This window comes from unidentified bacterial endosymbiont, assembly GCF_918320885.1.
Taxonomy (GTDB): Bacteria; Pseudomonadota; Gammaproteobacteria; order Enterobacterales.
This window is the reverse complement of sequence record NZ_OU907312.1, coordinates 579,355-605,714: the sequence shown is the minus strand read 5'-3', so window position 1 is coordinate 605,714 and position 26,360 is coordinate 579,355. Positions and strand designations below refer to the sequence as shown.

Here is a 26,360-nt window from a genome sequence, read left to right as displayed (position 1 = left end):
ATGAGCATCATGGTAACGGGCGGTGCCGGATTTATTGGTAGTAATTTTGTATTAGAATGGCTAACAATAGAGGATGAAGAGGTTATTAATCTTGATAAGCTCACCTATGCCGGAAATATTAACAACCTAGTTTCATTGCAAGCGTGTGAGCGACACCAGTTTATCCAAGGGGATATTGCAGACAGGCGTGTAGTGAGCAGATTGTTAACAGAGCATCACCCGCGCGCCGTTGTCCATTTTGCTGCTGAAAGCCATGTTGACCGCTCCATTAGCGAACCGGATACCTTTATTCAAACCAATATGGTAGGCACTTTTCAGCTCTTAGAGGCGGTGAAGTGCTACTGGCAGGCACTGACTCCTTCTGAGCAAACAGCCTTCCGTTTTTTGCATATTTCTACGGATGAGGTGTATGGATCGTTGGCAGCAACGGAGCCCGCTTTTAAAGAGAGCAACCGCTACCAACCCAATAGCCCCTATGCGGCTTCTAAGGCTGCCGCCGATCACTTAGTCCGTGCTTATTATCATACCTATGGTCTGCCGACACTGACTGCCAATTGCTCCAATAATTATGGACCCTATCAATTTCCTGAAAAATTGATTCCTTTGATGCTGCATCATGCCATCACACATCAACCACTGCCGCTGTATGGCGATGGTCAACAGCGCCGGGATTGGCTTTACGTCACCGATCATTGTGCTGCCTTACGGCGCATTTTGCAGGCAGGCAGGCCTGGGGAGTGTTACAATATTGGCGGCCATCATGAACGAAGTAACCTTGAGGTGGTACAACAACTCTGTGCCCTACTGGATCAGCAGCAACCTAGGCAGGATGGTCACCGTTATGCCAGGCAGATCACTTTTGTGACGGATCGTCCTGGTCATGACAGTCGTTATGCCATTGATGCAACGAAAATTTCCCAACAACTGGGTTGGCAGCCTCAAGAAACCTTTGAGAGTGGTCTTATAAAAACCATCACTTGGTATTTAACCCACCAGAGTTGGTTAGAACAGGTGACTAGCGGGGCTTATCGGAGTTGGTTGGAGCAGCAGTACACCGAATGAAAATTCTATTATTGGGTAAAAATGGTCAAGTGGGGTGGGCGTTACAACGGTCATTAGCGGCTTTAGGATCTTGTCAAGCGTTTGGTCGTGATCAAGCCGATTTGACGCAGCCCAACCAGTTGCGTCAGCTGATTCGCCAACTGCAACCGACCGTGATTGTTAATGCGGCGGCGTATACCGCGGTTGACCAAGCTGAGACAGCGACTGATTTGGCTTATCAAATCAATACCGCAGCAGTCGAGGTATTAGCCTTAGAGGCTAAAGCTCTCAATGCCTGGTTAGTCAGTTACTCGACTGATTACGTTTTCGATGGGACTCAAGCGGGCGCCTATGATGAAACGGATGTCGCTAATCCGCTCAACGTTTATGGAGACTCCAAATGGCAGGGTGAAGAGGCTATTCGCGCCAGTGGCTGCCAGCATTTGCTGGTGCGCACCAGTTGGGTTTATGGATTATATGGCGATAATTTTGCTAAAACCATTTTGCGGCTGGCACAGCAGCGACAGCAGCTCTCGGTGATTGATGATCAAATTGGGACGCCAACCAGTGCTGACTGCATTGCCGATGTCACTGCCTTGATGCTCTACCGCATTCATCATGATAATACTTTTGCTCAACAGGCTTCTGGTACCTATCATCTGACGGCAGCAGGGCAGACTAGTTGGTATCACTACGCCCAATTTGTACTGCAACAGGCGCTAGCCCAAGGGCAAACCCTGCAACTGATCTCGGCGCAGCTGCAACCGATTGCGACCAGTGGCTATCCTCTGCCAGCGCAACGGCCAGCGAATAGCTGTTTAAACAGTGATAAATTAAAACGATTTTTCGGCATTGAGTTGCCTCATTGGCAACATCACCTGATTCGTCTCATTCGTACACTCTTGCAACCAGGTCATTAACCGACGATGAACCGTAAAGGAATACTACTGGCCGGTGGGGCGGGGACCCGTCTCTATCCAGCCACTTTAGCCCTATCAAAACAGCTGCTGCCTATCTTCGATAAGCCGATGGTTTACTACCCGTTGTCGGTACTGATGTTGGCGGGGATCCGCGATATTTTAATCATTTCGACCCCACAGGATATTGAACGTTATCAACAACTCCTAGGCGATGGCCAGCAGTGGGGGGTTCACCTCTCTTACCGGATCCAGCCCACTCCAGAGGGATTGGCACAAGCCCTGTTGATTGGTGAAGAATTTCTTGCTGGTCATCCGGTGGCCTTGATTTTAGGCGATAATATTTTCTATGGTGAGCAGCTGCACCAGCTGCTACTGCAGGCCGATCGGCAGGCTAGTGGAGCGACTGTGTTTGCTTATCATGTTCAGGATCCTCAACGCTATGGGGTCGTAGAATTTGACCACAGTGGGCGGGCTATCAGCTTAATGGAGAAGCCTTACGTTCCCCGCTCCCCCTATGCTGTAACCGGACTCTATTTTTATGATCAACAAGCGGTAGAGTATGCGCGACAACTCATACCCTCCGCCAGAGGCGAGTTGGAAATTACCGATCTCAACCGCTGTTACCTAGACAATAACCACTTATCAGTGAAAATCATGGGGCGAGGTTACGCCTGGCTAGATACCGGCACGCATGAATCGATGTTAGAGGCCAGCCAATTCATTGCCACTTTAGAAAAGCGGCAGGGTATGAAGATCGCCTGCTTGGAAGAGATCGCCTTTCGGCAGCACTGGATCAATCGTCAACAGGTGGAACTGTTAGCTCAACCGCTGTTACAGAGTGGTTACGGACGTTACCTATTACAGCTCTTACAGGAGGATCCGCAGGCCTATGCTGATGATACCGCTGCCAATTTCTGACGTGCTACGGTTAACGCCGCAAGTCTGGGGTGATCCTCGTGGCTGCTTCTATGAAAGTTTTAATCAGCGTGAATTTCAAGCGCACAGTGGTGTAGAGTGGCCATTTGTACAGGATAACCACTCAGTGTCCACCCAGGGGGTGATCAGAGGATTGCACTACCAGCTACCGCCTAAAGCCCAGGGAAAGTTAGTTCGAGCGGTGGTGGGTGAGATCTTTGATGTGGCGGTGGATATTCGTCGCAGCTCCCCGACCTTTGGTCAGTGGGTGGGTGAGATTTTATCGGCTGATAATCAGCATCAGCTCTGGATCCCCCCCGGCTTTGCTCATGGGTTTATGGCGTTGTCGGCCCGGGCTGAAGTCCTGTATAAAACCACTGACTATTGGGATAGCGGTTGTGAGCGCACGATTCGTTGGGATGATCCAGCGATTGCTATTGTGTGGCCGCCCTGTGCTAGCGCACCGCTACTATCCTCTAAAGATCAACAAGCACTACTTTTAGAACAGGTTGAGGTTTTCGCCTAATGGGTGGTTTTTCTATGGAACCCCAAGCACTCGTGAAATCACTATGGAGGTATCGCGAATTATTAGGGTTGTTGATCAAGCGAGAGATAGCGTCCCGTTATCGAGGGTCGATGATGGGCATGCTCTGGTCACTGTTAAATCCGCTAGTGATGTTGCTTATCTACACTTTTGTTTTTAGAGTGGTTTTTAAAGCGCGTTGGGGCGATAGCGGCGACTCTAAAACAGAATTTGCCTTAGTGCTCTTTATCGGTTTATTGATCTTTAATCTGTTTACGGAGTGTATTCAGCGGGCACCGCTACTGATTATCAATAATATGAACTATGTCAAGAAGGTGATTTTCCCCCTGGAGATCTTACCCTGGGTGACCTTTTGTGCCGCACTGTTCCATTTTGCCGTGGGCTTAGCGGTGTGGCTGCTACTCTTTATGGTACTGCATGGATTACCTCACTGGACGGTGTTGCTATTGGTGGTTATGCTGTTGCCGCTCGCAGGGTTTGCTATTGGGAGCGCTTACCTGTTGGCCACGCTGGGGGTTTGTTGTCGAGACACCTCGCATATCATTGGCATTTTAACGACGGTATTGCTTTTCTTGTCACCGATTTTCTATCCCGTCTCCGTGCTACCGGAGCGCTACCAAACGATAGTCTACCTCAACCCCCTGACCTGGGTAGTCGAGCAGTCGCGCGCGCTGTTGCTGGCTGGACAAACGCCCAATGTTTCCACAGTACTCTTGGCCACGGCCGGTAGTGTCGTGATATTGTGGATTGGTTTTAGCGTTTTTCAACGATTTCGACAGGTGTTTGCTGATGCCTTGTGATGTTGCAGTGCGTTGTTCGCGCTTGAGTAAATATTATCCCATTTATCGCCAGCCAAGTGATCGGTTACGCCAATGGCTATGGGGCGCTCGACGACAATATTACCGCGAGTTCTGGGCAGTTCGTGATCTCTCCTTGGAGATCAAACGGGGTGAAGTGGTTGGGGTTTTAGGCAAAAATGGATCGGGAAAATCAACGCTGCTGCAGATGATTTGTGGTTGTGTCACCCCTTCCAGTGGTGAAATAGTGACCCAGGGACGCATTGCCGCCTTATTGGAACTAGGTAGCGGTTTTAATCCAGAATTTAGTGGATTAGAGAATGTCCATTTAAATGCCACAATTCTAGGGCTGAGTCGTCGAGAGATAGAACAGCGGTTAGATGAGATCTTAGCCTTTGCCGATATCGGCGAGTTTATCCACCAACCGGTCAAAAGCTACTCCAGTGGTATGGCAATGCGCTTAGCTTTTGCCGTCGCCGCCACGATTGATCCCGACATTTTAATTGTGGATGAGGCCTTGGCCGTGGGGGATATCCAGTTCCAAGCCAAATGTTTTCGCCACTTCAATCAGCTGATTGCCCGGGGCACGACCATTATTTTCGTGACACATTCGACCGAGCAAGTGGTTCGTCACTGCTCAAAAGCTTTTTTGATGGCTGCAGGGTCTATTGTTGAATCGGGCGATCCTAGGGTTGTCGTCAATCACTATCTAGACCGCATGCTAGGGCCTAAAGGCATCACAGAACCTAAAGCGATTGACCAGTCAGTAGGAGGAGCAATCACCGCTTCGGTCACTCCTGTAGCCATCCAACAACAGATGATTCCCTTTGAACAGCAGGCTGGCTATAACCCATCCGAATATCGTTGGGGCAATCGCTTAGCGGTGATCCAAGCTTTTCATCTCTCTCCAGTAGGGAAAACCGAGCACCAAACTCACTTTACCACCGGTGATCAGTTATCCCTCTCTTTCAGTGTCGATTTTTTACAGGCGTGTCAACGCCCTATTTTTGGCCTAACACTCAAGACGGTCGATGGTGTGACTGTCTATGGCAATAATAGCCGTGACTGCTCCCGTGCCAGCACATTCACCGCTGTCAGGGCTGGAACAACGGCCATCGTCACCTTGGAACTCTCATTATGGCTAGCTCATGGAGATTATTTGCTCTCTTTGGGAGTGGCCACGGATGAGACGGGTGAAGTAATCCCCTTGGATCGCCGCTATGATGCGATTCATATGGTGTTATCAAATCCACATCGTAGCGCTGGCTTAGCAGAATTACAGATGAACTATCGTTTAGAAGTCGTTAATCAAAGCACCTTGCCTAGGATAATCAATGAGTAAATTCGTAAGAGAAGAGCGGCAAGCTGTTTTCTTAGAGACACATTACAGCTTCAATCAGCAGCACCAGTTTTGGATCAACGCTAATGCACCGCCGTTTGGTTATTCGGATGGGGAAGCGATCGAACAGCAGCTATTGGAGATTGTACAGCAGGCCAACGATGTCAGTATCACTTCGAGTGAATTAAGGCAGCGGGCACAGGAGAGTTGGCCGCTCATGTACCATTTGCATGCACGGCGTGCGAATTTGCTGCGCCCCGTTCAGCAGCACCTCACTGGAAAGGTGCTAGAAATCGGTGCCGGTTGTGGGGCCATCACCCGTTTTTTAGGGGAAGTTGGTGGTGAAATCTTGGCCATCGAGGGGAGTGAGCGCCGAGCGGCAGTCGCCGCGGCCCGTTGTCGCGATTTGCCGAATGTCACTGTCGTCGTTGACCAATTTCATCAAGTACCGATTATTCCAGAGTATGATGTCGTCACCTTGATTGGGGTGCTGGAGTATGCACGCCTCTATTTTCCGGCTCGGACGGGTATTGATCCAGTCGATGCCCTGTTAGCCAGGGCGCGCCAGTTCTTAAAGCCACAGGGGGTACTGATTTTAGCGATTGAAAATCAGTTAGGGCTAAAATATTTTTCTGGTTATGCCGAAGACCATACCAGCCAGTTAATGCAGGGTATTGAAGATCGTTATTCGATGGATGGGGTGGTGACTTTTGGCCGTGTAGAACTGGCTCAGCGTTTACAGGCTAGCGGCTTCGCCGAACAGCGGTGGTGGTTCCCTTTCCCGGATTATAAACTGCCGACCCTGCTGCTGTCGGAGAACTTGTTAACGCAGGACAGGGCTATCGATATTGCCCCACTGTTAAGTAGCGCGCTGGCCGCTGATGCTCAACATTCAGAGCTCTCTCTATTTTCGCTAGAGCTGGCCAGTCAGGCTATTAGCCGTAATAAGCTATTTGGCGAGCTCTCAAACTCATTTCTGGTGATAGCTGGCGCACAAAAAACGGAGTGCCCACAGGATATCTTAGGCTACCATTACGCGACGGATCGCCGAGCAGAGTTTAGCAAAGTGGTCACTTTCTCTACTAGGAATAGCGAAGTGTGTGTGAGTTCTGAGCGTTTATACCCACCAGTAGCCATAACACAGGATATTCCACTGATGTTGACGCTCTCTGAAGATGAACCCTTTGTCAAAGGGGAGCATTGGCAACAAAAACTCTATCAAATTGTTAACCAGCCAGGTTGGACCTTAGAGGAATTAACGGCTTGGGCTAAAATTTGGTTAGCGGCTTTTTTACGACAGGCCAGGCTGAATACCCTGCCGACGTCGGAGTCACTGGTCCCTGGTAACTTGTTAGATGCTTTGCCACGCAACTTGATCCTTAAACAGGATGGTACGGCAGTTTTTATCGATCAAGAGTGGCAGTTGCAGTATGCCATTGAGTTTGGTTATATAGTTTTTCGGGCACTCTTTTTTAGTTTTTTAACCGTAAGGGCGATAGCGATACCGCAAGACGGGGTTCCTATCGTTATACTGGAACTCTTTTTTGAGTTAACAGCCCGTTTAAATTTGCTGATTACGCTTCCAGATATAACGCGTTATCTAGTGATAGAAGATGAGTTGCAAAGTTGGGTTTGTGATACAAAACAGATGATCTCATTGCCGATGGTGCAGGCACGTTTATTGCCTATCAGGGTGCTCGCTATCAATGAATTTAAGAAACATAATAAGATAGCAGAATTATTAGAGAGTAATAGTGCAACGATTAACCAGTATCAGGAACAACTGGCCTTGTTAGAAAAATACATTGTTCAAATACATAACAGTTACTCTTGGCGGGTCATGCGGCCAGTTCGTTTTTTATCGAAGGTGATCAATTTTATTTTAAATAAAATCAATCAGTAGGATTGGTTGTTTATTTTTGGAAAATTTTATGGATAACAACAGTCATTCTATTTCAATTGTGATCCCGGTATTCAATTCGCCACATCGCTTACGCGATTTGTTTACAACATTAGAGAGTAACAGTAACCCATCACTGTTAACAGAAATTATTATAGGGGATGACTGTTCTGATGAATTAACACAATCTTTAATTGATCAAATTATTGATGATTCACCATTTAAAATAAAATTAATTAGGCAAGTAGAAAATATTGGTTATCTTGAAAATGCTAATCAGCTTTATGCGGCAGCAGAAACAGCTATCGTTGTATTTCTTAATACTGATACCTTGGTTCCTCCTGATTGGTTAGAGAGAATTCAATCTGCTTTTCAGAGTGATGCTAAGGTTGTATTAGCAACACCATTTTCTACTAATGCTTCAAATTTAACTATCTTACCGAACTGGGGACAATCTTGGTTAGATCTTGATCGCTATCTCTGTAGTTTTACACCAAAATATCCAGCTGCACACACTGCAGTTGGTTTTTGCTTAGCGGTACGGAAAACCACTTTAAAGGAGTTTCAATTATTTGATAAAAATTATCATCAAGGTTATTGGGAAGAGACTGATTTGCATTATCGAGTATTAGAGAAAGGTTTTAGATCGGTGGTTATTGATAATTTATTAGTTCATCATGCCAATGGAAGTAGTAGTTTTTCACTGAGACATAATCTTTCTAAACTATCTGAAACTAATAAAGAAATTTTTTATAAAAAATGGGGATATGAACATACAAAATCAGAAAAACTGTATCATAAACTAAAGCCTTATGACTATCTACGATTTAAAAACAATCGTTTTTCTTTTGAGGTTGATTATGAAGAAATCGATATATTATTTGTTTTGCCTGCTTTTATAAGAAATTCAGGAGGGATTAATATTGCAATAGATTTTGCCAACTATTTAACAATGAATAATATTAAAGCATCTATTTATTGTTATGGTATGATTGATGAACAATTTGTGGATAATTTAGGTTTATTCAATCCCTGGCGTTCTATTCAAGACATTTATAAAAATATTTATAAAATAAAAGTAGTCTGTGCAACTATGTATGATTCTGTTAGTATTTCAAAAGAATTGTCACACTATTATAATGCAAAGATACTGTATTTAGTTCAAGGTCCTGAAAGCCTGTTTTCTAGTGGAAAATATTTTGGTTCAGTCGTTAATGATTATCAAAATCATCATTTAAGAATAGTCTGTGTTTCTGGTTTTTTATTTTCTTATTTGTCTCAACTAAAGGTTAGTCATCATGAATTTATACCTTTAGGAGCAGATAAGGATAAATTTTATATTTCTAACCATTATAAAAATCGTAATCAAAAATCAATTGCTGCTTGTTTAAGAGTTACTGAATCTAAAGGCTCTGGAGCAATGTTACATACCTTATTACTGGCTAAGGAAGTTGGATTTGAAATCCATCTTTTTGGTCAAGAGAGTGATGCTTTTTATTTGCCTAATGATCTAGGACAGCACCATGGAGATTTATCCTCTTCAGAATTAAATAAATTGTTTAATTCAGTAGGCTATTACCTTGATTTTTCTTATTTTGAAGGGCTAGGTTTATTACCTTTAGAAGCAGCCAATTGTGGAGCAATTCCTATCTTAAAACATAATGGTGGTAGTGATAGTCTCTTTGTGGATGGTCAGTCTGCCTTCTTTATTAATGATCTCTTTGGTACCAAAGATTTTTTTGAGACCCTTTATAACAAAAATGAAGATGAAATCTATAATTTTCAACACCATGCATTAAATATTAGCAAAACAGTATCTTTGCAACAAGCAAGAGAAGCTTTTAGGATTTATTTATTAAATTTTTATCCTATGCAAAAAGAGTGCAGAGCAGAAAATAAAATCATTATCAATAAGATCAGTAGAGCATCATCTGTTGATAAAGAAAAATGGTATTATAGAATAGTAAGAAGCATTTATTTAAAGAATAAAAATATCATCCACTCTGTTTGGAACAAATTAGTTAATAAAGCTAGTGAAAAAATATTATTTAAAATGGATTCTCTGGAAATAAAAATGGAATGCCTACAAAAAGATTTAGAAGAAATACTTAAAAAGTTAAACTAAGGTAAGATGATGTTATTGACTGTAGAATTATTTTCTAATTAAGCAATGAGGTATTCATAGAATACCCTTGTTCTAATTTAGTTTCTTATCTATTTTTTCTAAAATTTTTTGTTGCTGTTCTATTTTTAGTTCTAAAGAATCTAGTCTAAATGATATTTTTTCACTAGCTTTATCAATTAATTTATTCCAAATAGAATGAATAATTCCTGTATTCTTTAAATAAAATTTTCTGATTATTTTGTAAAACCATTTTTCTTGATAAGCAGTGGATTCTATTGGATAATTATCGAGTTCTTTGAACCACCAACCCACTAAATTTTTCTTTTTTTCTTGCATGAGCTGTTCAGAGAGTGTCCAATTTTTATGTTTTTTAAAGCGGTTTTCTCCATCATAGATTCCACTTATAATGGTATTGGTTCCATCCTCTCTAATGCAATACTCAGCACCGATACCTGGAACATATAGCGGTGGGTATAACGCAGCTAATTGTAATAAAAAAGCATAATCTTCATGAAATGATAATCTTTCATCAACCTTGACTAAATTGGGGATATTTTGCCGATCAAGTATGAAGGAGTGTATTGGAATGAAATTATTCTTCAGATGATGAATAAAAGAGTAACTGGATCGACGAAAAGGCATCGATCGTGAGATCAGTTGACCATGCTTATTATAGAGTGCTCTCACAATATCACAATAAGCCCAAACATAATCAGAAGCCTGTAGGGATTTCATTAAAAGTGAATAGTGCCCTGGATAGATCTTATCATCATCATCGAGAAAAGCGATATAGCGACCATTAGCATGTTCTAATCCAAGATTTAGGCTATGTGCTCTAGCATCAGATTGGGAGAAGTGGGTTAACAACTGTAAGTTTGGAAAATAGGGCTGCCACAATTGAAGAAGCGCTTGTAACTTATCAAAATTCTCATTCTCTTGCACAGTTTGTGCCACTAAAACCAGCTCAATTTTTTTATACTGTTGCCAGCTAAGATTCAGTAGACAACAGTCCAAGAACTGTTCACGACCTGGCATTGTTCTGATAATAATTGTTAATAAATCGTCCATTTTAATTCCATAGTGCATCAGAAAAAACCAAACCGGAGTTGAAGTGAGGTTTGACGGTTTTCAGTGATCCCCAAGGCACCTGTTCTATTTTCTTTAGGGTTTCTTGTACTGAATTAAGTTTGCTACGATCCAATGATTTCACCCTATCTAGAGCCTGTTTAACGAACTTTTTTGAACCCCATTTATGCGCTAAAATAGCAGCAGATTTCCATATCTCTACATCACTACTGCTCTGCTTTCTATCCAGTGTATAATGCAAGAAGCGGGCCTCAGAAATAGAAAAGCACCGGCCACCTTGAGCTCTGACTCTCCAGGAGAGATCAACATCTTCACAATAAAGAAAAAAGGTTTCATCAAAACCTTGTGTAGTACGATACAGCGGGGAAGGGATTAATAAGCAGGCGCCTGAACACCAATCGGTCACTCCAGAATCTGGGTGATAAAATTTCGGGTGCATCACCGGCTCTTGTCGTGCTTCAAATAGGTTGTTGGGTCCTGTTTGGTCCATTTTTTCTAGCAGCGCTTTTAGACAATTGGGATGCATTACCCCATCCGGATTAAGACAAAGGTAGGCTTCAATAGTCTCAGGAGTGTGTTGAAATAAAAAATTATGAGCGGCTCCGAAACCATTATTAGACCCATGCCACTGTTGAATTTCAAAGTTGGCCGTCTGAGCCGCTATCCAGTGATCGATATGCTCGAGAGGGCTTATACTATTATCCTTTATTAATAGCTTATTAATAGATTTAACACTGGTTTGTCTATTGAGGCTGTTTAGACATTGAAAAATTTCTTCTTGACTATTATTGTAAAGGACTAATCCAACATTGACCCTCTTCATATAACCTATAGCTCGTTCATGATATCAATGGGCTAGGCTAAAGCATAGCCACAGTTATTGCAATAAAGAAGTTTCTAGCACCTTAACCACTCTCGCTTGTTCGGATTCACTCAACCCTATCCACAGCGGTAAACGGATCAACCGTTGTGCCACAGCGTCTGTAGTCACTAATTGCCCGGACGTTCTGCCATAACGCTGGCCACCCGGCGAGCGGTGCAGCGGGGTATCATAATGTCCAAGGATGCTCACCCCTTGTTGTTTACAGTGTTCTAAGACGACTTGGCGATCGATCTCTGGTGATAGTAATAGGTAGTAGAGATGAGCATTGTGCTGGCAGCCACTTGGCAACACAGGACGTCGCAGTAGACCTTGCTGCTCTACTGGCTTTAGCTGTTCCTGATAGAACTCCCACAGGGCTAATCGCTGTTGGGTAATCCATTCGGCCTGTTCTAATTGTGCCCACAGGAAGGCAGCGGTTAATTCGCTAGGCAAAAAAGAGGAACCTAATGTCTCCCAAGTATATTTGTCCACTTCACCACGTAAAAAACGGCTGCGATTCGTTCCTTTTTGGCGGATGGTTTCAGCACTCAGGACAAAGCTGGAATCATTGATCAGCAGACTGCCGCCTTCACCACTGATGATATTTTTAGTGTCATGAAAGCTGTAGGCGCCCAAGTCACCAAGTGACCCTAAGAGTTGCCCATGATATCTAGCCATCATGCCATGCGCCGCATCTTCTACGACTGCCAGTCCGTGGCGTTTGGCGATAGCTAGAATAGCCTGCATTTCGCAGGCAACCCCAGCATAATGCACCACCGCAATGGCCCGAGTGCGTGAGGTGATCGCCGCTTCAATTAAATTTTCATCGATGTTCAGCGTATCATAACGGATATCGATAAATACGGGGACCCCACCTCGTAACGCAAAAGCGTTAGCCGTTGAGACGAACGTATAGGAGGGCATGATGATTTCATCCCCTGGTTGAATGTTCAACAGTAGGGCGGTCATTTCGAGTGCCGCAGTACAAGAGTGGGTCAGTAGCGCTTGGCAACAGCTGGTCTGTTGCCTGAGCCAACTCTGGCAACGTTGGGTAAAAGGACCATCGCCTGCCAAGCGGCCATTCAGGAGCGCTTTGGCGAGATAATCGATCTCATTACCAGTCTGGTAAAGCTTGTTAAAAGGGATCATGGCTGATGGCATTAGACTCAATTTCCTTAATCCAGCGAGTTTGATTGATAGTGATTTAGAGCAGCCTCATACGGGTTATGGTCATGAAAAAACCATGCCTACAGATAGTTATTTTCTCCAAATACTATAGTCAGCTATTGGCGCTTGCCGTTCATAGTGCTCGGTTAACAATAGATTACTTTTTTCAGAGGATTCATTGCTTAGGTGCATCACAATAATCGAAACATCGAGTGTTTTCAAGGCGATCCGCACTGGTTGATCCTCTTTAAGAGGCGTCGTGATAAAATCATAGAGAACCCGCCTAGGTTTATAATTATTTTCTTTCATAGTAGGACGTAGTAATTCTAAGTAGGCTTCCCTGACATTGACCAATGGTGGGTGCTGTTCGAATCGCGCAATGACCCCAGCGATTTCATCGGGCGCTAGCAGTTTTCCATGATGACTCAGTTTCACCGCTTTTTCAGCAATCTGGAGATGATTTTTGGGGATTTTCCAGGTGGCAAAACCCTCTATAGGACCAATGTTATCTAAGCGTAAGGTATGTAGTGGTAGTGTATAAATCATTAAGCCTAGAACGACTGCAGCCAAGAGGCCATGAAGGAGGCGGTTTGCAGTGCTTTTTAAACGTGTGGTGAAGATCATACAAAAAGCGATTGCACTATAAATTAATATTGGAAATGACCACACCACACGCCAATAGACTGGAGGGGTTGTGATGTGCTTTGAGATAAGTTCTGCTAGCCAGGGGTTAAGATAAATTCCAAACAGTAGTAAAGGCGGAACCGCTAGTCGCCATCGTGTGATAGTGTCTTTTGCTAAAATAGGTCCAGCGAGTAGCAGTAGTATGAGCAGATATTGTTGGTGTGGACCCAATACTGATTGAAATACTTGTACGGCACTTTCACTGTTGAAATTTAAGAGGGGGGATTTCGTGGCATGTCTACTAACATATATTAGATAAGGTAGAGGAATTAACAGGATAGCTGTGGCAGCGTAGAATTTTTTTACTGGCTCCCTACAGTTAAAAATCAAGGGGATATTAGAGACTAGTGCGCTAAAACCAGCCATGGGTCCAGCCAGCATACCAAAATTGGTTAAACCTATTGAACTGATTTGGCAACAAGCGAGTAACAATAGATCTCGTCGGGTGCCATGACGAGAGAAAAAACGGGCTGTAATATAAAAAATTGTCGGAACCATGGTGGATAAAAATACTATTTTACCTTGGAATAGACGAACAAAAGATAAATTTCCTGGGCCACGATGTGTCTCTCCTAGGAGAACTGTCAGTAGCAGCATCATCAGTCCACTCCACAACCAATACTTGGGCATGAACTCTTTTGTGAGTAACATCGTTGCTATTATCGTGATCATGACCCACACAGGTAACAGAACAATATAGTAGATCTCCATTGCCGGGAGGGATAACCCATAAGCAATAGCACCCACTAATAACTCAAATGATGCAAAACGGTAACTAGGAAATAATAAAGGCAATCCAATTTCTCCGAACATGGGATCGGTATGCAGCAGCGGTTGTTCTGGTCGGGCAGAGGTAAATGCTGCGACAGCCACATAAAAAGCATCATCTAAATCACTTCTAGAGACTGTATAGGTCAGTATAATCATTGACACTATCGCAAAAATAAGTAGCACAGTGGTTAATTTTTTACTAACAGAGTGTGCTTCAATAGGATCGGGTATTTGTTTAATCGTTTGTGGTATTAAACAAATCCCGAGTAAAAATAGAGAGAGTATAAAAAACAGATTATAAGAGAAGTAAAGGGCAATGGGGGAAACTAAAAGGATCAGTAAACAAAGAGTGGTTACTTGTTCTTGGTCACGCCTGAATAAAAAAATAGGGGTGGATTGACGCCAGTCTCTACAAGGTTTTTTTGATGTTAAAAAATACAGGTAAAATAATAACACTATGCTCACTGGGGCAATAGTTAATAGTAATTTTAGATTCCATCCTAATAAAATGCAGAGCTGTGCTGAAACAGTCCATGCGGAGAAAAAAATCAGAGGGCTAGCAATCAATAAATGCATTAATTCTCTCCAAAATTATTGAATATTTCTTAATAATAGATTCTAATCATTGAGATTGGTTATTATAATTTTTATTGTTAATAATAAACTTAAAGAACAAGCTTGTTACCCAAATAATGATAATAGTATAAGTTGGCAGTGCATAGCGGATATGTGCATCCATTCCAGCTTCAAGCGTAAATAGTATGGAGTTAGTTAAAATAGCCGAACTAATCACAAACAGTGTTTCCAGGGTTGTTAAGGGGCACCAGGCTGGTTTAGAGATATTTTTTAATAAATTGTAAATAAGCATCATGAAAAAACTAAGGGTGCTGATACTGGTAAAAATTCTAGTTAGTAGGGGCTGAAACATCGCCATTCTTGAAAAAGTCCAATCAGTGGCTACGGACATAGGGAATAGACCTAGTAATTCTAGCGGGTAGGCCAGGTTGGGTAGAGAATATTTGGTAAAGTCAAATATCAACTTAGAGAGAACAGCTAGAGGGAATTGCTTAAGTGTTATCCAGGTGATAGTGTTTATGGTTTCTTTTCCATTGTTTTCTGCTAGCTGATTGACTAGAAAGGGGTAAACATTATTATTGTGTTCATCAAATTTTATAGCTTCTGTTTTGGTGATGTTTTTTTTAATATTTTCAGGCAAGTAGTCATAAACTTTGCTCATTCTTGGCCAAACTATTCTATTAAAAGCAAGGCAAGTCCTATCTAATGGAGGACGGTTGTTATTATAAATCTGAGTTTTATTTTTTATTGAATGAATACCTGCCATGGAAATAAAAATGATGAATATAAAAAAAGTTGCTGTATTTTTATACGGGTGATTATGTTTTTTATTTTTAATAATCAAGAAAAACAAAAACCATAAAAACATACCCAGAGAAAAATAAAATTTATCTACCCTAGTTAAAGATATTATTATAAAGCAGATGGCTGCAATAATAATATGAATAATTCTTCTTCTATTTTTTAGGATCAGTATCAAACAACCTAAGAATAACATTGTAAAAGAATTTGCAAGGGAATCTGTTAATATGGTTAATGAAAAATGGGCTAGGAGAGGGTCTAAGGAAACTAAAAATCCTATAATCAATGGAAGTAGTTTAGTTTGATAACTATAATTATTTTCTTTTGAAAAAACTAAAAAACTGTAGGCTAGAAATGATGATGAAAAAAATGTTAATACTATTTGAATACTATAAATAATAGTATGGGTTTTAAAGTTATTACAATAGGGCAAACTGTTACAAAAATGAATAAAATATGGATAGAATATCCCACGATATTGGTCAACTCGTAGTTGTTTAGACAAGAATAAATATTCTGGCGTATCCCCATACTGTGGAATATGAGATAAGTTACGGGCGATCCATATTAGACCAACTAATAAGTTTATAGCAATAAACAAGAGGATGATTGCAAGAATGATTTTATAGCTGTTATTGTATTTTTTTTGACAAAAAATAGAGTATTTTATGGAAGGTGATAGTGACGAAGCTAACAGAGCGTTATTACTGCTATTAGGGCATGATTTCATAGTGGTTTATTAGGATTTCATAGTAATAATAATACCAGTCATGATCAAGGTGATACCCACAAAGTATTGAGTTGGGAAGCGTTCGCCAAAAAAATAGTGACTGCCGATAGGAACGGCTATAAATGCAAAGGCCATCAGTGGATAGAGACGCCCTAAATCTCCTTTTTGCAACAGCCAAACCCACACCAAACTGGTGATTCCATAAACCGTAAAAGCCGCCACTAGGGCTAGTAAGGTATGAGTATCAAACAGATTCCCCGTGCGTTGTAGCCAGTTGGCGCTTAACTTAAATAGGAGTTGACCGATAGCAATACCGAGCACACAAAAAGCAGCAATAAGATAGATCATCATGGTTAATAGACAGGAGTTAGCGTTGCCATTTTTTCATCAAGTGTAATGGTTTTTTGGGTACGCTGGCAATATCATAGCCAATAAAAGCCAAAATAAATTGCAGACCTAAAATCATGGGTAAAGCTGCTAGCATGACCACACCTGCTGGTGTAGGTGTACCCGTTGGTAAGGCGTTGAACCAACGAAGGCTTCCAAAGATAAGTCCGGACAACAGCAGCAATAGACCGAGGGGTAATTCAATAGAGGCTAGTGACATATCTCTAAGATAATAGTTATAAAAAATTCTCTTACTAAAATTTTTAAAATGTTTACAGGTAAACTCTGCAATCAGGTTGGAAATTTTCATATTGCTGATTTCATTCCCATAGTGTGCACACATGGGAATATCAACCACCACCGCCCGTAAGGTATTCAGCCGAAATAGCATATCGGTTTCAAAAAAGTAACGTTGACTAATTTTTTCAAAAGGCAGGGATTGAGCAGCAACACGATGAATCGCTGTGTAACCATTGGTGGGATCAAACAGGTCCCAATAGCCAGAGGAGAGCTTAGTCATTAAGGAGAGGAGTGCGTTGCCGAATAGACGTATTTTCGGCATCGTCTGTAGATCTTCCAGGTTAAAGAAACGATTGCCCTTCGTGTAATCAGCCTCACCAGCTGCAATCGGCGCTATGAAATAAGGGATTAAGCTTGGGTCCATCTGGCCATCACCATCGAGCTTGATGATAATATCCATGTTATCAGCTATCGCGGCCTGGTAACCGGTGAGGACTGCCCCACCAACTCCTTTGTTTTCTAAGTGGTAAAGAACGCTGATCCGTTCATCGGTGCAACACTCTTCTACAAGACGGCCTGATCCATCAGGGCAGGCGTCATCAATCACGTAGATCCGCGCTACTTCGGGACCAATTTGCTTGATCAGCTCTACAATGGAATGGGTTACTTTATAGCTGGGTATGACGACCGCACAGTTCATTAACGATCCCTCTAGAGCGATCCTAGCATATCATCAGGCTAGATTGCTAGGGTACTGAACCTTTCCTAACCGCAGTAGCCCCTACCAGCGGTGTGCTCTCCTCTCTCTTGAGTCGTGATCATTTTTTAAGTTCCCCGTTATGTTCCGCCATGGGATGGGTTAAAAAGCTGAGCCATAGGCTTGATCTGATAGTGGAAAAACCTCTGATCGGGTGTGAGCACATCCTAGAGAACAGAGGATTAAAAAGCTCAGATCACTAGCAGTAATAATGAGTGAAAAATGGGTACTGTATTCGAAAAAAGCGTCTTGAGCCCGCCAACAGAAGATGCATTGCAGCGATCTACTGGATACTCTCCTACTGCTTTATTATGGGCTGTTTTAATAATGGTGCCTTAGAAGTTGTAGAAGCGTTGAATTGGGCGGTGAATGGTGCTCACCCAAGAATCCCCGGTTGTTTGGGATGACTTTTTATGAGGCCGCCTCTGTATTCTGCCGTCAGGGCAGGTTTGGAGGGACATTCTGACGATAATGGGCTAAGGGTAATAAAAAGCGTTTCGCACTCTCCATCACCGCTGCTAAATCCATTGGGGTCAGCGGGGACAACAGCCGCTGGTAATAGGGATCACTAGACTCTCCACGAATCTGGCGATTGCCCTGCCAGGTTTGTTGTAACCGATGTTGCGCTTTTTGAAGGGCTTCTGGTGTCGTGAGTAATGATTGCTCTTTGGGCTGATAAAGCGCTTGTAACCAAGACCAGCCACACTTCGGTAATAACAATAGGGGTTGCTGTTGCCCCTGCTGCCATCCCTCCAACAAGTCGCTCAGTAGCGCTTGTGCTTCCTCGATGGGTAGTGCTGCAAAGCCCCAATAGCTTTTTTGGATCCCATAAAGGTGACTGGGTCCGCAGTACCCCATAGCACACAATAGTAGATGGTCTAACCAGAGTTCAAAAGCGTGGGTCATTTGGATCTCAAACGGTTGCCAACGCAGTAGGCCTTCGCCAGGTTGTGCAGTGACTTCCCCATGCAGACGGAGACCTGCCAGGGTGAGTTCAATCACCCGGACTTCACTGTGCAGACAGTGCCGCTGCAGTTGGCTAGCTAAGGGCTGTAGCAACTGACACTGCTGCTGCCAGAGCAGTTCACCAAAGGCACCCTGCGGCAGCAGACCTGAGGTGACCGTGCGCTGGTACAGTTCATCCGGATCCTGCTGCTGGATGAGCAGTGTTAATAGTCGCTGATTGAGTGAATAACGGATCAGTGGGTCCAGCGTAAAAGGCTCCTCTATCAATAAAGGCTTTGGGGGGGGGCGAAAAGTAATCTGCAACCGCTGTTGAAAGAAACTACGCACGGGATGGCGATAAAAGCGTTTGAAAGTAGAGAGCGCCAATTCGCTGGGCAGGCTCTGTTGACTTAAGGGGCGTTGGCAAAAAGGGGGCGGTTTAGCACTTCGTCGTTGGGCAGCGGCTAACCACTCTGCTGCATAACTTTGCCAAGGGTTTTCCGGGTGAAAACAGCGGGCGTTAAAGGGGGTTAAGGGGTGCTCCTGCAGCAGCTGTTGGCGTACTCTCTCGGCTGCACTCGATGGCGTCAGGGCCTCATCCCCCTGCAGGCGATAGTATTGGCAGCAGTGATCCAGCAGTTCACTCACGACAATAGAGGGTTGTCGGGGCCGATTATCTTGAATAGAGCGGCCAACATAACTAATGTGTAGAGTCGCTCGGGCAGAGAGCAGTACCTCTAAAAATAGATAACGATCCTCCTGGTTGCACTGGCTATCTCCTAAGCGTGGGGTGCTACTGATCAGATCAAAATTTAAGCGGGGGGCTGAACGTGGAAAGCAATCCTCATTCATGCCGAGCAGGCAGATCACTGGGTGGGGAATCGCCCGCATTGGCATCAGGCTACAGAAGGTGATAGCCCCTGTCAGAAATAGGTCGCCGGTAGAGCGCTGTTGAAGCTGAACGGCTAAGGCCTCCTGCAGCAGGGTGATGCTCATCGGTGCTGTATACTGTGCTTCGATTCCTTGATTGATCCACTGTCGCCACTGCTGTTCTAGTCCATTGAAGACGACGTCATTGCTGGCATCACGACTAAAGAAAGCCTCCAGGAGCTGCTGGCAGCAAGGAAGCCATTCGATTAAGGTGTGCGGTTGTGCCAGACGTTGTCGCCACGCTGTTAATTGTTCTAGAAAATTGGCTAAATAACCCACCAACGCTGCTGCATCACTCCCAATCACATCATCAGGCAGCTGCTCGCGAAACGGACCCTGTTCACTACTCATAGCATAACCGAGTAATAGTCGTTGTAACCCAGCGTGCCAGGTATGGCGCCCCCCGGTAGGCAGTTGTAGCCGTATCAGATCCTGATCATCTAAACCCCAGCGGATCCCCGACTCACTGATCCACTGTCGCAGGCGTTGCAAGCTGGCTGCCGTCATCGAGAAGCGCGCCGCGATCGCCGGGACTTCGAGTAGCGAGAGTACCGTTTCTGACTCACATCGGCTGCTGGGTAATGAGAGCAATTTTAAAAAGGCCTGCGGAATCAGCTGAGTCTCTTGAGCACACTGCTCTGCTAAACTAAAGGGCAGATAGCGATCTGCGGGTGCTTGGCCAAAGACTGTCTGGATATCAGGAACATAGCGCTGCAGATCGGTCACCATCACCATAATATCCCGTGGTGTGAGGGTGTTATCAGCCTCTAACAGCCCGAGCAGGGTATCCTGCAGCAGTTCAACCTCACGGTGTGGACTGTAGCAAGCATGCAGGGTGAGAGAGTGATCTCGGGGGTCGAGCAGGTTCCAACTGGCCGCTGGATGGGGTGGTTGAGGGGGGGTGACTAACTCTAGCAGCTCATACTGCAGTGCTTGGAGTAGGGTCATCGTCGTCTCTGGGTTGATCTCCACCATAGCATCAATATCAGCCACGTTCCCTTGCAGCAACAGGGTCCGCAGTTCCCGACCCGATTGCCCCCAAGCGGCCAGTAAGGGGTGTTCATCTGCAGTGGCCGCTGTGGCGGTTGGGGGGGGCCTATCGGCCCAGTAATAGCGACAGGGCTCCAGCAGCATCAGGTGGATCTCACAGTGCTGTGCTAAAGCCTGCAGCAGTGTGAGGAACATCGGGGGTAAGGCGGAAATTCCCACCATAAACAGGCGTTTTTTAGGGAGCAGTGGTGCTATCGTGCAGGGGGAGTGTTGTAGCTGTGCGAGTAAGCGCTGGTAGAGTACTGCGCGATGGTCGATTGATTGCCCCAACTGCGCCGTATACTGCACTAAAGCTTGCCATAACCGTGCTTGCCAGGCTTGGGCTGGCGCTAATTGTGGCAGCTGTTGATCCTGTTCCCAAGCCGCCAGCCACTCTGGACGGTAGACCAGATAACGGTCGAATAGATCGGCCACCTGTTGTGCTAACTGATAGCCTTTGCGACCAGGCTGATCATCCTCTAAATAGTGATTCAGCACCTGGCAGCGTCCATCATTAAGCAGGGTTGGCAGCAGCGCCATTAACTTCCAGGCGATAGCCCGCTTACTGAACGCCCTCTCGGTGTTAGAGGCCTCTGGGAGTACTTGGGCCAGGAGTCGCCAGATAAAAGCGGCCGGGAGTATACAGTCAAAGTTAGCAGCAATGCCCAAGCGTTGTGCCAACTGCAGCTGCAGCCACTGCGCTATTCCGACATTGGGGACTAGAATCGTTTCACGCTGGAAAGGATCTCCCACCTGATCCCCTTGCACCAGGGCAGCGATCAGGCTACAGAGCACTTCGTGCTGGTTAGAGCGGTAAACCGTCAGCAGGGGAAACACTCGCTTATCAGGGTTTAATGTCCAGCGATTGTCGGCTAAATCAGGTGGCCTGTAAACTCCGCTCGTTCACGGTGTTTCAAGGAGTCGGGAGGGGTTGATGAAAGCGTGTAATAGGGAAGAGCATTGTAAGTTTTTGTTTTACAATCTATTATTAGCGATGTTTACATCACCTGTTCCCCGGCGCACAGTTTCTGGAGTTTTATGCTCAAACGCTATCGCAGTAACCGACTACACCGTACCCTAGTCCAGCAGCTGAGTGCAGGATTGTTGGGACTATTTTTTTTATGCGGACTCACCTTCGCCCCAGTGAGTGCAACTGAGCAGCGTTGGCAACCCTTAGTAGAGTCATTGGAGAAAACGCCCCAAGATACTCGGCAATACCAGGCGATTAGGCTAGAGAATGGCATGAAGGTGCTATTAGTCTCTGATCCTAAAGCGCCCTATTCAATGACCACGGTGGCTCTGCCGGTAGGCTCGCTGCACGATCCCAAACAGCAGCCTGGACTGGTTCACTACTTAGAGCACCTGTTATTTTTAGGATCAGAAAACTATCCCGAGGGCATTGAGGTCCAAAACCACAGTGCAGGCACCGCTAGTGACCGAACGATTTTTATGACAGCGGCCCAACATCCTTGGTTGGCCATTACTTTAGAGCGGTTAGCAGATGCCCTGGCTCATCCTAAGTTCGATCCCCAATTAGCAGAAAAAGAGCGTCATAGTGTGCATCAAGAGGCGTGCGGGTATCGTACGGAAGATAGCTGGCGTATCTTCCAGATTAATAAAGAGACACTCAATCCTCGACACCCCTTTGCCCGTTTTTCTGTGGGCAATTTGGAGACTTTAGCTGATAAACCGAACAGTTCGTTGCTGCAAACGGTTCAACAGTTCCACCAACACTACTACTCTGCCAATATCATGGTGGCCGTCATCTACAGTAATCAACCGTTAGCCGCTTTGGCGCATTTAGCGGTTGAAAGTTATGGGCGCATCCCTAACCATAAAACCGTGGTTAAACCGATCACCACCCCGCTGGCGACGATTAAAGAGCAGGGGGTGGCAATCCACTATGTCCCCGCAAAAGTGTATAATGCCTTACAGGTTGACTTTGTGATCACCCCAGATCAACAGGATTCGTTGCATAGTAAAACCAATACTTATCTAGAGAGCCTGATTACGGCTCGTGGCGAGGGGACCCTAGCCGACTGGTTGCTACAACAGGGTTTGGCTACTAACCTTTCGGTATCCGGTGATTCAAGAATGGCTGGTAATGCCGGCCTATTTAGCATTCACATTCATCCTACTGAAGCAGGTATGGCACGACAAGATCTTATCCTAGCTGCCCTGTTTCGTTATCTACAGCTGATCACAACGCAGGGCGTTCAGCGCCACTACTTTGATCAGATGGCGCAACAATTGATGATGAGCACCTACTATTCAGCAGCACAGCACAATCTCAGTTATGTCACCAGACTGACTAATAATCTATTAGAGTACCCGATAGAGCAGGTACTCATGGTGAATACCCGGGCAGACCGTTATCGACCTGGTTTTATCCAACGGCGGTTATCTAAGATGATCCCGCAGCAGGCGCGTATTTGGTGGGCTAGCCCACAAGAACCCCATGATAAGAAAGCCTATTTTTTAGAGGCTCCTTATCAAGTTAAGCCGTTAAGTCGTCAACAGATCGCTGAGTGGCAACGTCTTGGCAAAGGGTTAACGTTCGCATTGCCCCCCCTCAATCCCTATCTGCCCACCGATTTTTCTGTGATGCCTGTGTCAGGGCTGCGGCCGTTAACACCGCAGCCAGTGCTGCAAGCAGCGGGCGTTCGTGTCTGGCTGCTGCCGAGCTATCATTTCAAGAAACAACCGATGGTTAATCTCACTCTGGCGCTGCGCAATCCCAAAGCGTTTAGTACGCCTCGTGATCGGCTACTTTTTGGTCTATTGACTAGCCTGCTGGATCTCCAGACGCAAACCTTAATAACACAGGCAAGCAACGCTGGTATTCATTTATCCTGCGATGAGGACAATGGCTTGATCATCAGCGCCTACGGTTTCCGGCAACAGTTGCCGAAATTGCTGCTGCAATTCATCAAGGCCTATCAGCACGTTACAGTTGGAGAAACCCAGCTAGCTCAAGTGAAACAGCGATTGATTCAGCACTGGGATAGTCTGGTCAAGCAATCCCCTTATCATCAAGCGAACCAGATAATAAGCGAAATTAATTGGATACATTATGGAAACCTTGATCAGCAACGAGCCCTACTGACTGAAATTGGGCTAAAAGAGCTGTTATCTTATCGCGACCGCCTACTGAATCACGCCACCCTAGATATTTTAGCGATTGGTGATCTCAGTGCTGCGCAATTGAAGGAGTTGGCTCAAACGGTGCAACAGCAGCTAGCCATCCGAGAACAGCAGCACACAGACAACCCAGTGATCGTGATCGATAGACCCACCTACGCTTTATTCAACCAATCGGGGACCGTTGAAGGCCATGCCCTAACCGCGCTCTATATCCCCAGCGGTTATGACAGCGTTTCCAGTCAAGCCAATGCTTATCTGTTAAACACTTTATTAGGAACCTGGTTTTTTGACCAGCTACGGACCCAAGAGCAGTTGGGATACGTTGCCTATGTGGGTACTCACCGTCTGGGCAAGCAGACCGGTTTGCAATTCACTGTGCAGAGTAACGGGCATACGCCAGCCCAGCTCTATCAGCGCTACCAAGCCTTTTATCAACAAGCGTGGCAACAGCTACAAAAGCTCAAAGAGCCCCGTGAATTTGCCGCTTACCAGCGTGAGTTACTCAAGGGGCTGAAGGAAAAACCGACTAAACCGAGTGACGAAGCGGCACCCTGGGTGAAGGATTTTTTAAACGAGCGTTTGAGCTTTGATTCTCGGGCACAATTAATTGCTCGGGTCAAAGCGCTGACGGCAGAAGAGGTGTTGCAGTTCTATCAACAGGCGGTCCTAAAACCGACAGGGTTGGCGCTGTTATCGCAAGTGCAGGGTCTCAGTGCCTCATCCAAAGTCCCTCCAACGGCTCAGGGGTTCGCGGCGCCTACCGGCTGGCGGGTTTATCCCTCTGCCGATGCCCTAAAGCAGCAGCTGTTAACTCAGGGAAAAACAACGAAACCACCCTCTGTGCAGCGTTGATGGCCCCAGTTGAGCCCTGTCTACACAGTACAGTGCCACTTGTAGATAGACGACTGATTAGAGAGGTGCTGTAAGCGGCTGCTGAATGCTTGAAGGTAAGGTATTTTTACCTTACCATGTGCTCCTGTTCAACGAATGAGGTTAACCATGACGACCTTGACAGTCACTGCGAAAGGGCAGGTAACGTTCAAGCAAGCGCTTTTGCGGCACCTGGGCATTAAGCCTGGTCAAAAAATCAACGTCGAGGTGCTTCCGGATGGTCGGGCAGTCATTCAAGCCCTACGGGAAGGACGAAACATTAGCGATTCGTTTGGAATTCTCAAAGCCAAAAACAGGGGCAATCTCGTTCTCTCTATCGAGGAGATGAATGAGATAGCTCGCAAGGGGTGGGCGGGTGAAGCGTGAAACTCGCTGTCGACACCAATGTTGTACTGCGCTACCTATTGGCCGATGACCTCAAACAGGCCACTACAGCCCGCAAAGTCATGCAGGAGGCTGTACTGATAGCGATTGCCTTGCCGGTGCTGTGTGAAGTCGTCTGGAACCTGTCGCGGGGCTATAAGCTGGCAGGCAAGGAGATAGCCGATGCCATAACGGTTCTTATTGAAGCTGATAACGTTGAAGTCGACCGGGGTGCAGTCGATGCCGGCCTCACCATGCTTCGTGCTAGTGGCGATTTTGCCGATGGTGTCATAGCCTATGAAAGTCTTGCCCTCGGAGGCGAGGTTTTCGCTACTTTTGATAAAAAGGCTGTCGCCATACTCAAAAAGCACGGCTCTATTAGAACTCGGCTGCTATCTTGATGGGTGCTGACTGCCGAAATCCTGGGTTTTTCCGGGGAAGCCACTGGGACTTTTTCTGGACCGGATCATAACAACAACAATGAATGACCCCAATAGAGAGCCGTTGCTTATCTTGAATGTAAGTGACTAATAGAGCGTCGTCACCACCGGTGGTGCGGGGCAGTAGACTGCGGACAGTTGTGCTTGCACAGCAGCGGATCGGCTGATCGTCACCGTCAGCCGTTGGCAGTCGGCCAGCAGGGGACTACGGTGCCAGCGTCGTTTCCAGGCCACAGAGGGCAACGGTGGTCTGTGAACCGCCTCTCCCTGCTGGGCACCAGCGGCTTCTAGCGAGTAATAAACCAGTTGCCACGCCTGTTGCCGCCATTCGATCTGCAAAAATTGTCTTTGTAGCTGCTGATGATAACACCACAGCACCTTGAACATCAGGGCCGTGATCAACAGCATAAACGGTAGCTCCAGCAGCAGCATCCCATACTGGTTGCTGGCTTTGGGTGAGCCTATTGGCATAGCGTCGCCTCTTGTTCTGGGCAGCTGTCCAGCCACCCCCCGCTGATCCACTCTAGGCTAACTGGGCGAGAGTGGGTGGCGTCTCGATCGGGGGTTGCCTTGTGAACTCTGGGCTGTTTAACAAAGCGATAGAGCGTGATCGGGTCGGTGATAGAGGGGGTCACGGGTGCGACCCGCAGCAGGGCCATCTCCGGGCAGGTGAGCCGCTGCTTCAAACAGAGTTGGCGCTGCTCCACGTGGTGGCATTGCCACTGGGGACCAGCAGGCTGCCACACCAGGTAGGGCGCTAGGGTGAGTGCTGAGAGGCTTTGTGTGAGCGCTTGTAGATAACGGCGCTGTTGCTGTTGGGCCTGCAGGGCTAACAGCCACCGTCGTTCAAGTCCCGTGAGGAGTAGTAGCGGGAGCACTATCAGCAGCAGGGTCCAGCTCAAGAGAATAAAGCCCCGTCGGGTTTTTAATCCTCGGTTTGGCATTCTAGATAGCGCTTTTTGGGGGAGCCGGGGGT

The 26,360-nt window shown here is 45.7% G+C and carries 21 protein-coding genes; 11 read left to right on the top strand and 10 right to left on the bottom strand.

Going from position 1 to position 26,360, the window contains the following annotated elements:
- Genes rfbB through NL324_RS03075 form a run of 8 tightly spaced genes read left to right on the top strand, consistent with a single transcriptional unit; the run spans position 1 to position 9,581 of the window.
- Positions 1-1,062: a dTDP-glucose 4,6-dehydratase gene (gene rfbB / locus NL324_RS03110; protein WP_253306297.1), complete on the top strand. Its 1,062-nt coding sequence runs from the start codon at positions 1-3 to the stop codon at positions 1,060-1,062.
- Positions 1,059-1,961, top strand: coding sequence for a dTDP-4-dehydrorhamnose reductase (gene rfbD, locus NL324_RS03105; RefSeq protein WP_253306296.1), 903 nt, complete (start codon positions 1,059-1,061; stop codon positions 1,959-1,961). The genes rfbB and rfbD overlap by 4 nt, the downstream gene beginning before the upstream one ends.
- A 6-nt stretch (positions 1,962-1,967) precedes the next feature.
- Positions 1,968-2,879 (top strand): glucose-1-phosphate thymidylyltransferase RfbA, encoded by a 912-nt coding sequence (gene rfbA, locus NL324_RS03100; RefSeq protein WP_253306295.1) that lies wholly within the window; start codon positions 1,968-1,970, stop codon positions 2,877-2,879.
- A complete protein-coding gene (gene rfbC / locus NL324_RS03095; protein WP_253306294.1) occupies positions 2,851-3,402 on the top strand; it encodes a dTDP-4-dehydrorhamnose 3,5-epimerase in 552 nt (183 codons plus the stop codon). The genes rfbA and rfbC overlap by 29 nt, the downstream gene beginning before the upstream one ends.
- Before the next feature lie 32 nt (positions 3,403-3,434).
- Positions 3,435-4,220: an ABC transporter permease gene (locus NL324_RS03090; RefSeq protein ID WP_366516338.1), complete on the top strand. Its 786-nt coding sequence runs from the start codon at positions 3,435-3,437 to the stop codon at positions 4,218-4,220.
- Complete coding sequence (locus NL324_RS03085; protein ID WP_253306292.1) at positions 4,210-5,559, top strand: ABC transporter ATP-binding protein; 1,350 nt, start codon at positions 4,210-4,212, stop codon at positions 5,557-5,559. Before NL324_RS03090 ends, NL324_RS03085 begins: the two co-directional genes overlap by 11 nt.
- A complete protein-coding gene (locus tag NL324_RS03080; RefSeq protein WP_253306291.1) occupies positions 5,552-7,459 on the top strand; it encodes a class I SAM-dependent methyltransferase in 1,908 nt (635 codons plus the stop codon). The genes NL324_RS03085 and NL324_RS03080 overlap by 8 nt, the downstream gene beginning before the upstream one ends.
- Before the next feature lie 28 nt (positions 7,460-7,487).
- Entirely contained in the window at positions 7,488-9,581 is a 2,094-nt protein-coding gene (locus tag NL324_RS03075) for a glycosyltransferase (protein ID WP_253306290.1), read from the top strand.
- 72 nt (positions 9,582-9,653) lie between these two features.
- Here the strand turns inward: NL324_RS03075 and NL324_RS03070 are convergent, their stop codons facing one another.
- From NL324_RS03070 to recC, 8 genes are all read right to left on the bottom strand, one after another.
- The gene (locus tag NL324_RS03070) at positions 9,654-10,649 is read right to left on the bottom strand and encodes a glycosyltransferase family 2 protein (protein WP_253306289.1); all 996 of its coding nucleotides are present in this window, start codon (positions 10,647-10,649) and stop codon (positions 9,654-9,656) included.
- Between the two features lies 1 nt (position 10,650).
- Positions 10,651-11,490 (bottom strand): glycosyltransferase, encoded by an 840-nt coding sequence (locus NL324_RS03065; protein WP_253306288.1) that lies wholly within the window; start codon positions 11,488-11,490, stop codon positions 10,651-10,653.
- A gap of 54 nt (positions 11,491-11,544) precedes the next feature.
- Positions 11,545-12,690, bottom strand: coding sequence for a dTDP-4-amino-4,6-dideoxygalactose transaminase (rffA, locus tag NL324_RS03060; RefSeq protein ID WP_253306287.1), 1,146 nt, complete (start codon positions 12,688-12,690; stop codon positions 11,545-11,547).
- A 96-nt stretch (positions 12,691-12,786) separates the two neighbouring features.
- Positions 12,787-14,727 carry a DUF6077 domain-containing protein gene (locus NL324_RS03055; protein WP_253306286.1) on the bottom strand — a complete coding sequence of 647 codons (1,941 nt, stop codon included), beginning with the start codon at positions 14,725-14,727 and terminating at the stop codon, positions 12,787-12,789.
- Positions 14,728-14,773: 46 nt separating this feature from the next.
- Entirely contained in the window at positions 14,774-16,033 is a 1,260-nt protein-coding gene (locus NL324_RS03050; RefSeq protein WP_253306285.1) for a hypothetical protein, read from the bottom strand.
- A gap of 234 nt (positions 16,034-16,267) precedes the next feature.
- Entirely contained in the window at positions 16,268-16,606 is a 339-nt protein-coding gene (locus tag NL324_RS03045) for a DMT family transporter (protein ID WP_253307111.1), read from the bottom strand.
- 19 nt (positions 16,607-16,625) lie between these two features.
- On the bottom strand, positions 16,626-17,585 hold the full coding sequence (locus NL324_RS03040) for a glycosyltransferase family 2 protein (RefSeq protein ID WP_253306284.1): 960 nt from the start codon (positions 17,583-17,585) through the stop codon (positions 16,626-16,628).
- A 495-nt stretch (positions 17,586-18,080) separates the two neighbouring features.
- Complete coding sequence (gene recC / locus NL324_RS03035) at positions 18,081-21,383, bottom strand: exodeoxyribonuclease V subunit gamma (protein WP_253306283.1); 3,303 nt, start codon at positions 21,381-21,383, stop codon at positions 18,081-18,083.
- Positions 21,384-21,584: 201 nt separating this feature from the next.
- Here recC and ptrA point away from each other — a divergent pair, with 201 nt between their 5' ends.
- The 3 genes from ptrA (at position 21,585) to NL324_RS03020 (ending at position 25,345) form a co-directional block, all read left to right on the top strand.
- Entirely contained in the window at positions 21,585-24,542 is a 2,958-nt protein-coding gene (gene ptrA, locus NL324_RS03030; protein ID WP_253306282.1) for a pitrilysin, read from the top strand.
- A gap of 147 nt (positions 24,543-24,689) precedes the next feature.
- Positions 24,690-24,947 (top strand): AbrB/MazE/SpoVT family DNA-binding domain-containing protein, encoded by a 258-nt coding sequence (locus NL324_RS03025; RefSeq protein ID WP_253306281.1) that lies wholly within the window; start codon positions 24,690-24,692, stop codon positions 24,945-24,947.
- Complete coding sequence (locus NL324_RS03020; RefSeq protein WP_253306280.1) at positions 24,944-25,345, top strand: type II toxin-antitoxin system VapC family toxin; 402 nt, start codon at positions 24,944-24,946, stop codon at positions 25,343-25,345. The genes NL324_RS03025 and NL324_RS03020 overlap by 4 nt, the downstream gene beginning before the upstream one ends.
- A 126-nt stretch (positions 25,346-25,471) precedes the next feature.
- On the opposite strand, the gene NL324_RS03015 is transcribed toward NL324_RS03020, so the two are convergent.
- Both NL324_RS03015 and NL324_RS03010 read right to left on the bottom strand, forming a co-directional pair.
- A complete protein-coding gene (locus NL324_RS03015) occupies positions 25,472-25,855 on the bottom strand; it encodes a prepilin-type N-terminal cleavage/methylation domain-containing protein (RefSeq protein WP_253306279.1) in 384 nt (127 codons plus the stop codon).
- On the bottom strand, positions 25,846-26,328 hold the full coding sequence (locus NL324_RS03010; protein WP_253306278.1) for a DUF2509 family protein: 483 nt from the start codon (positions 26,326-26,328) through the stop codon (positions 25,846-25,848). Before NL324_RS03010 ends, NL324_RS03015 begins: the two co-directional genes overlap by 10 nt.
- Between the last annotated feature and the right edge of the window lie 32 nt (positions 26,329-26,360).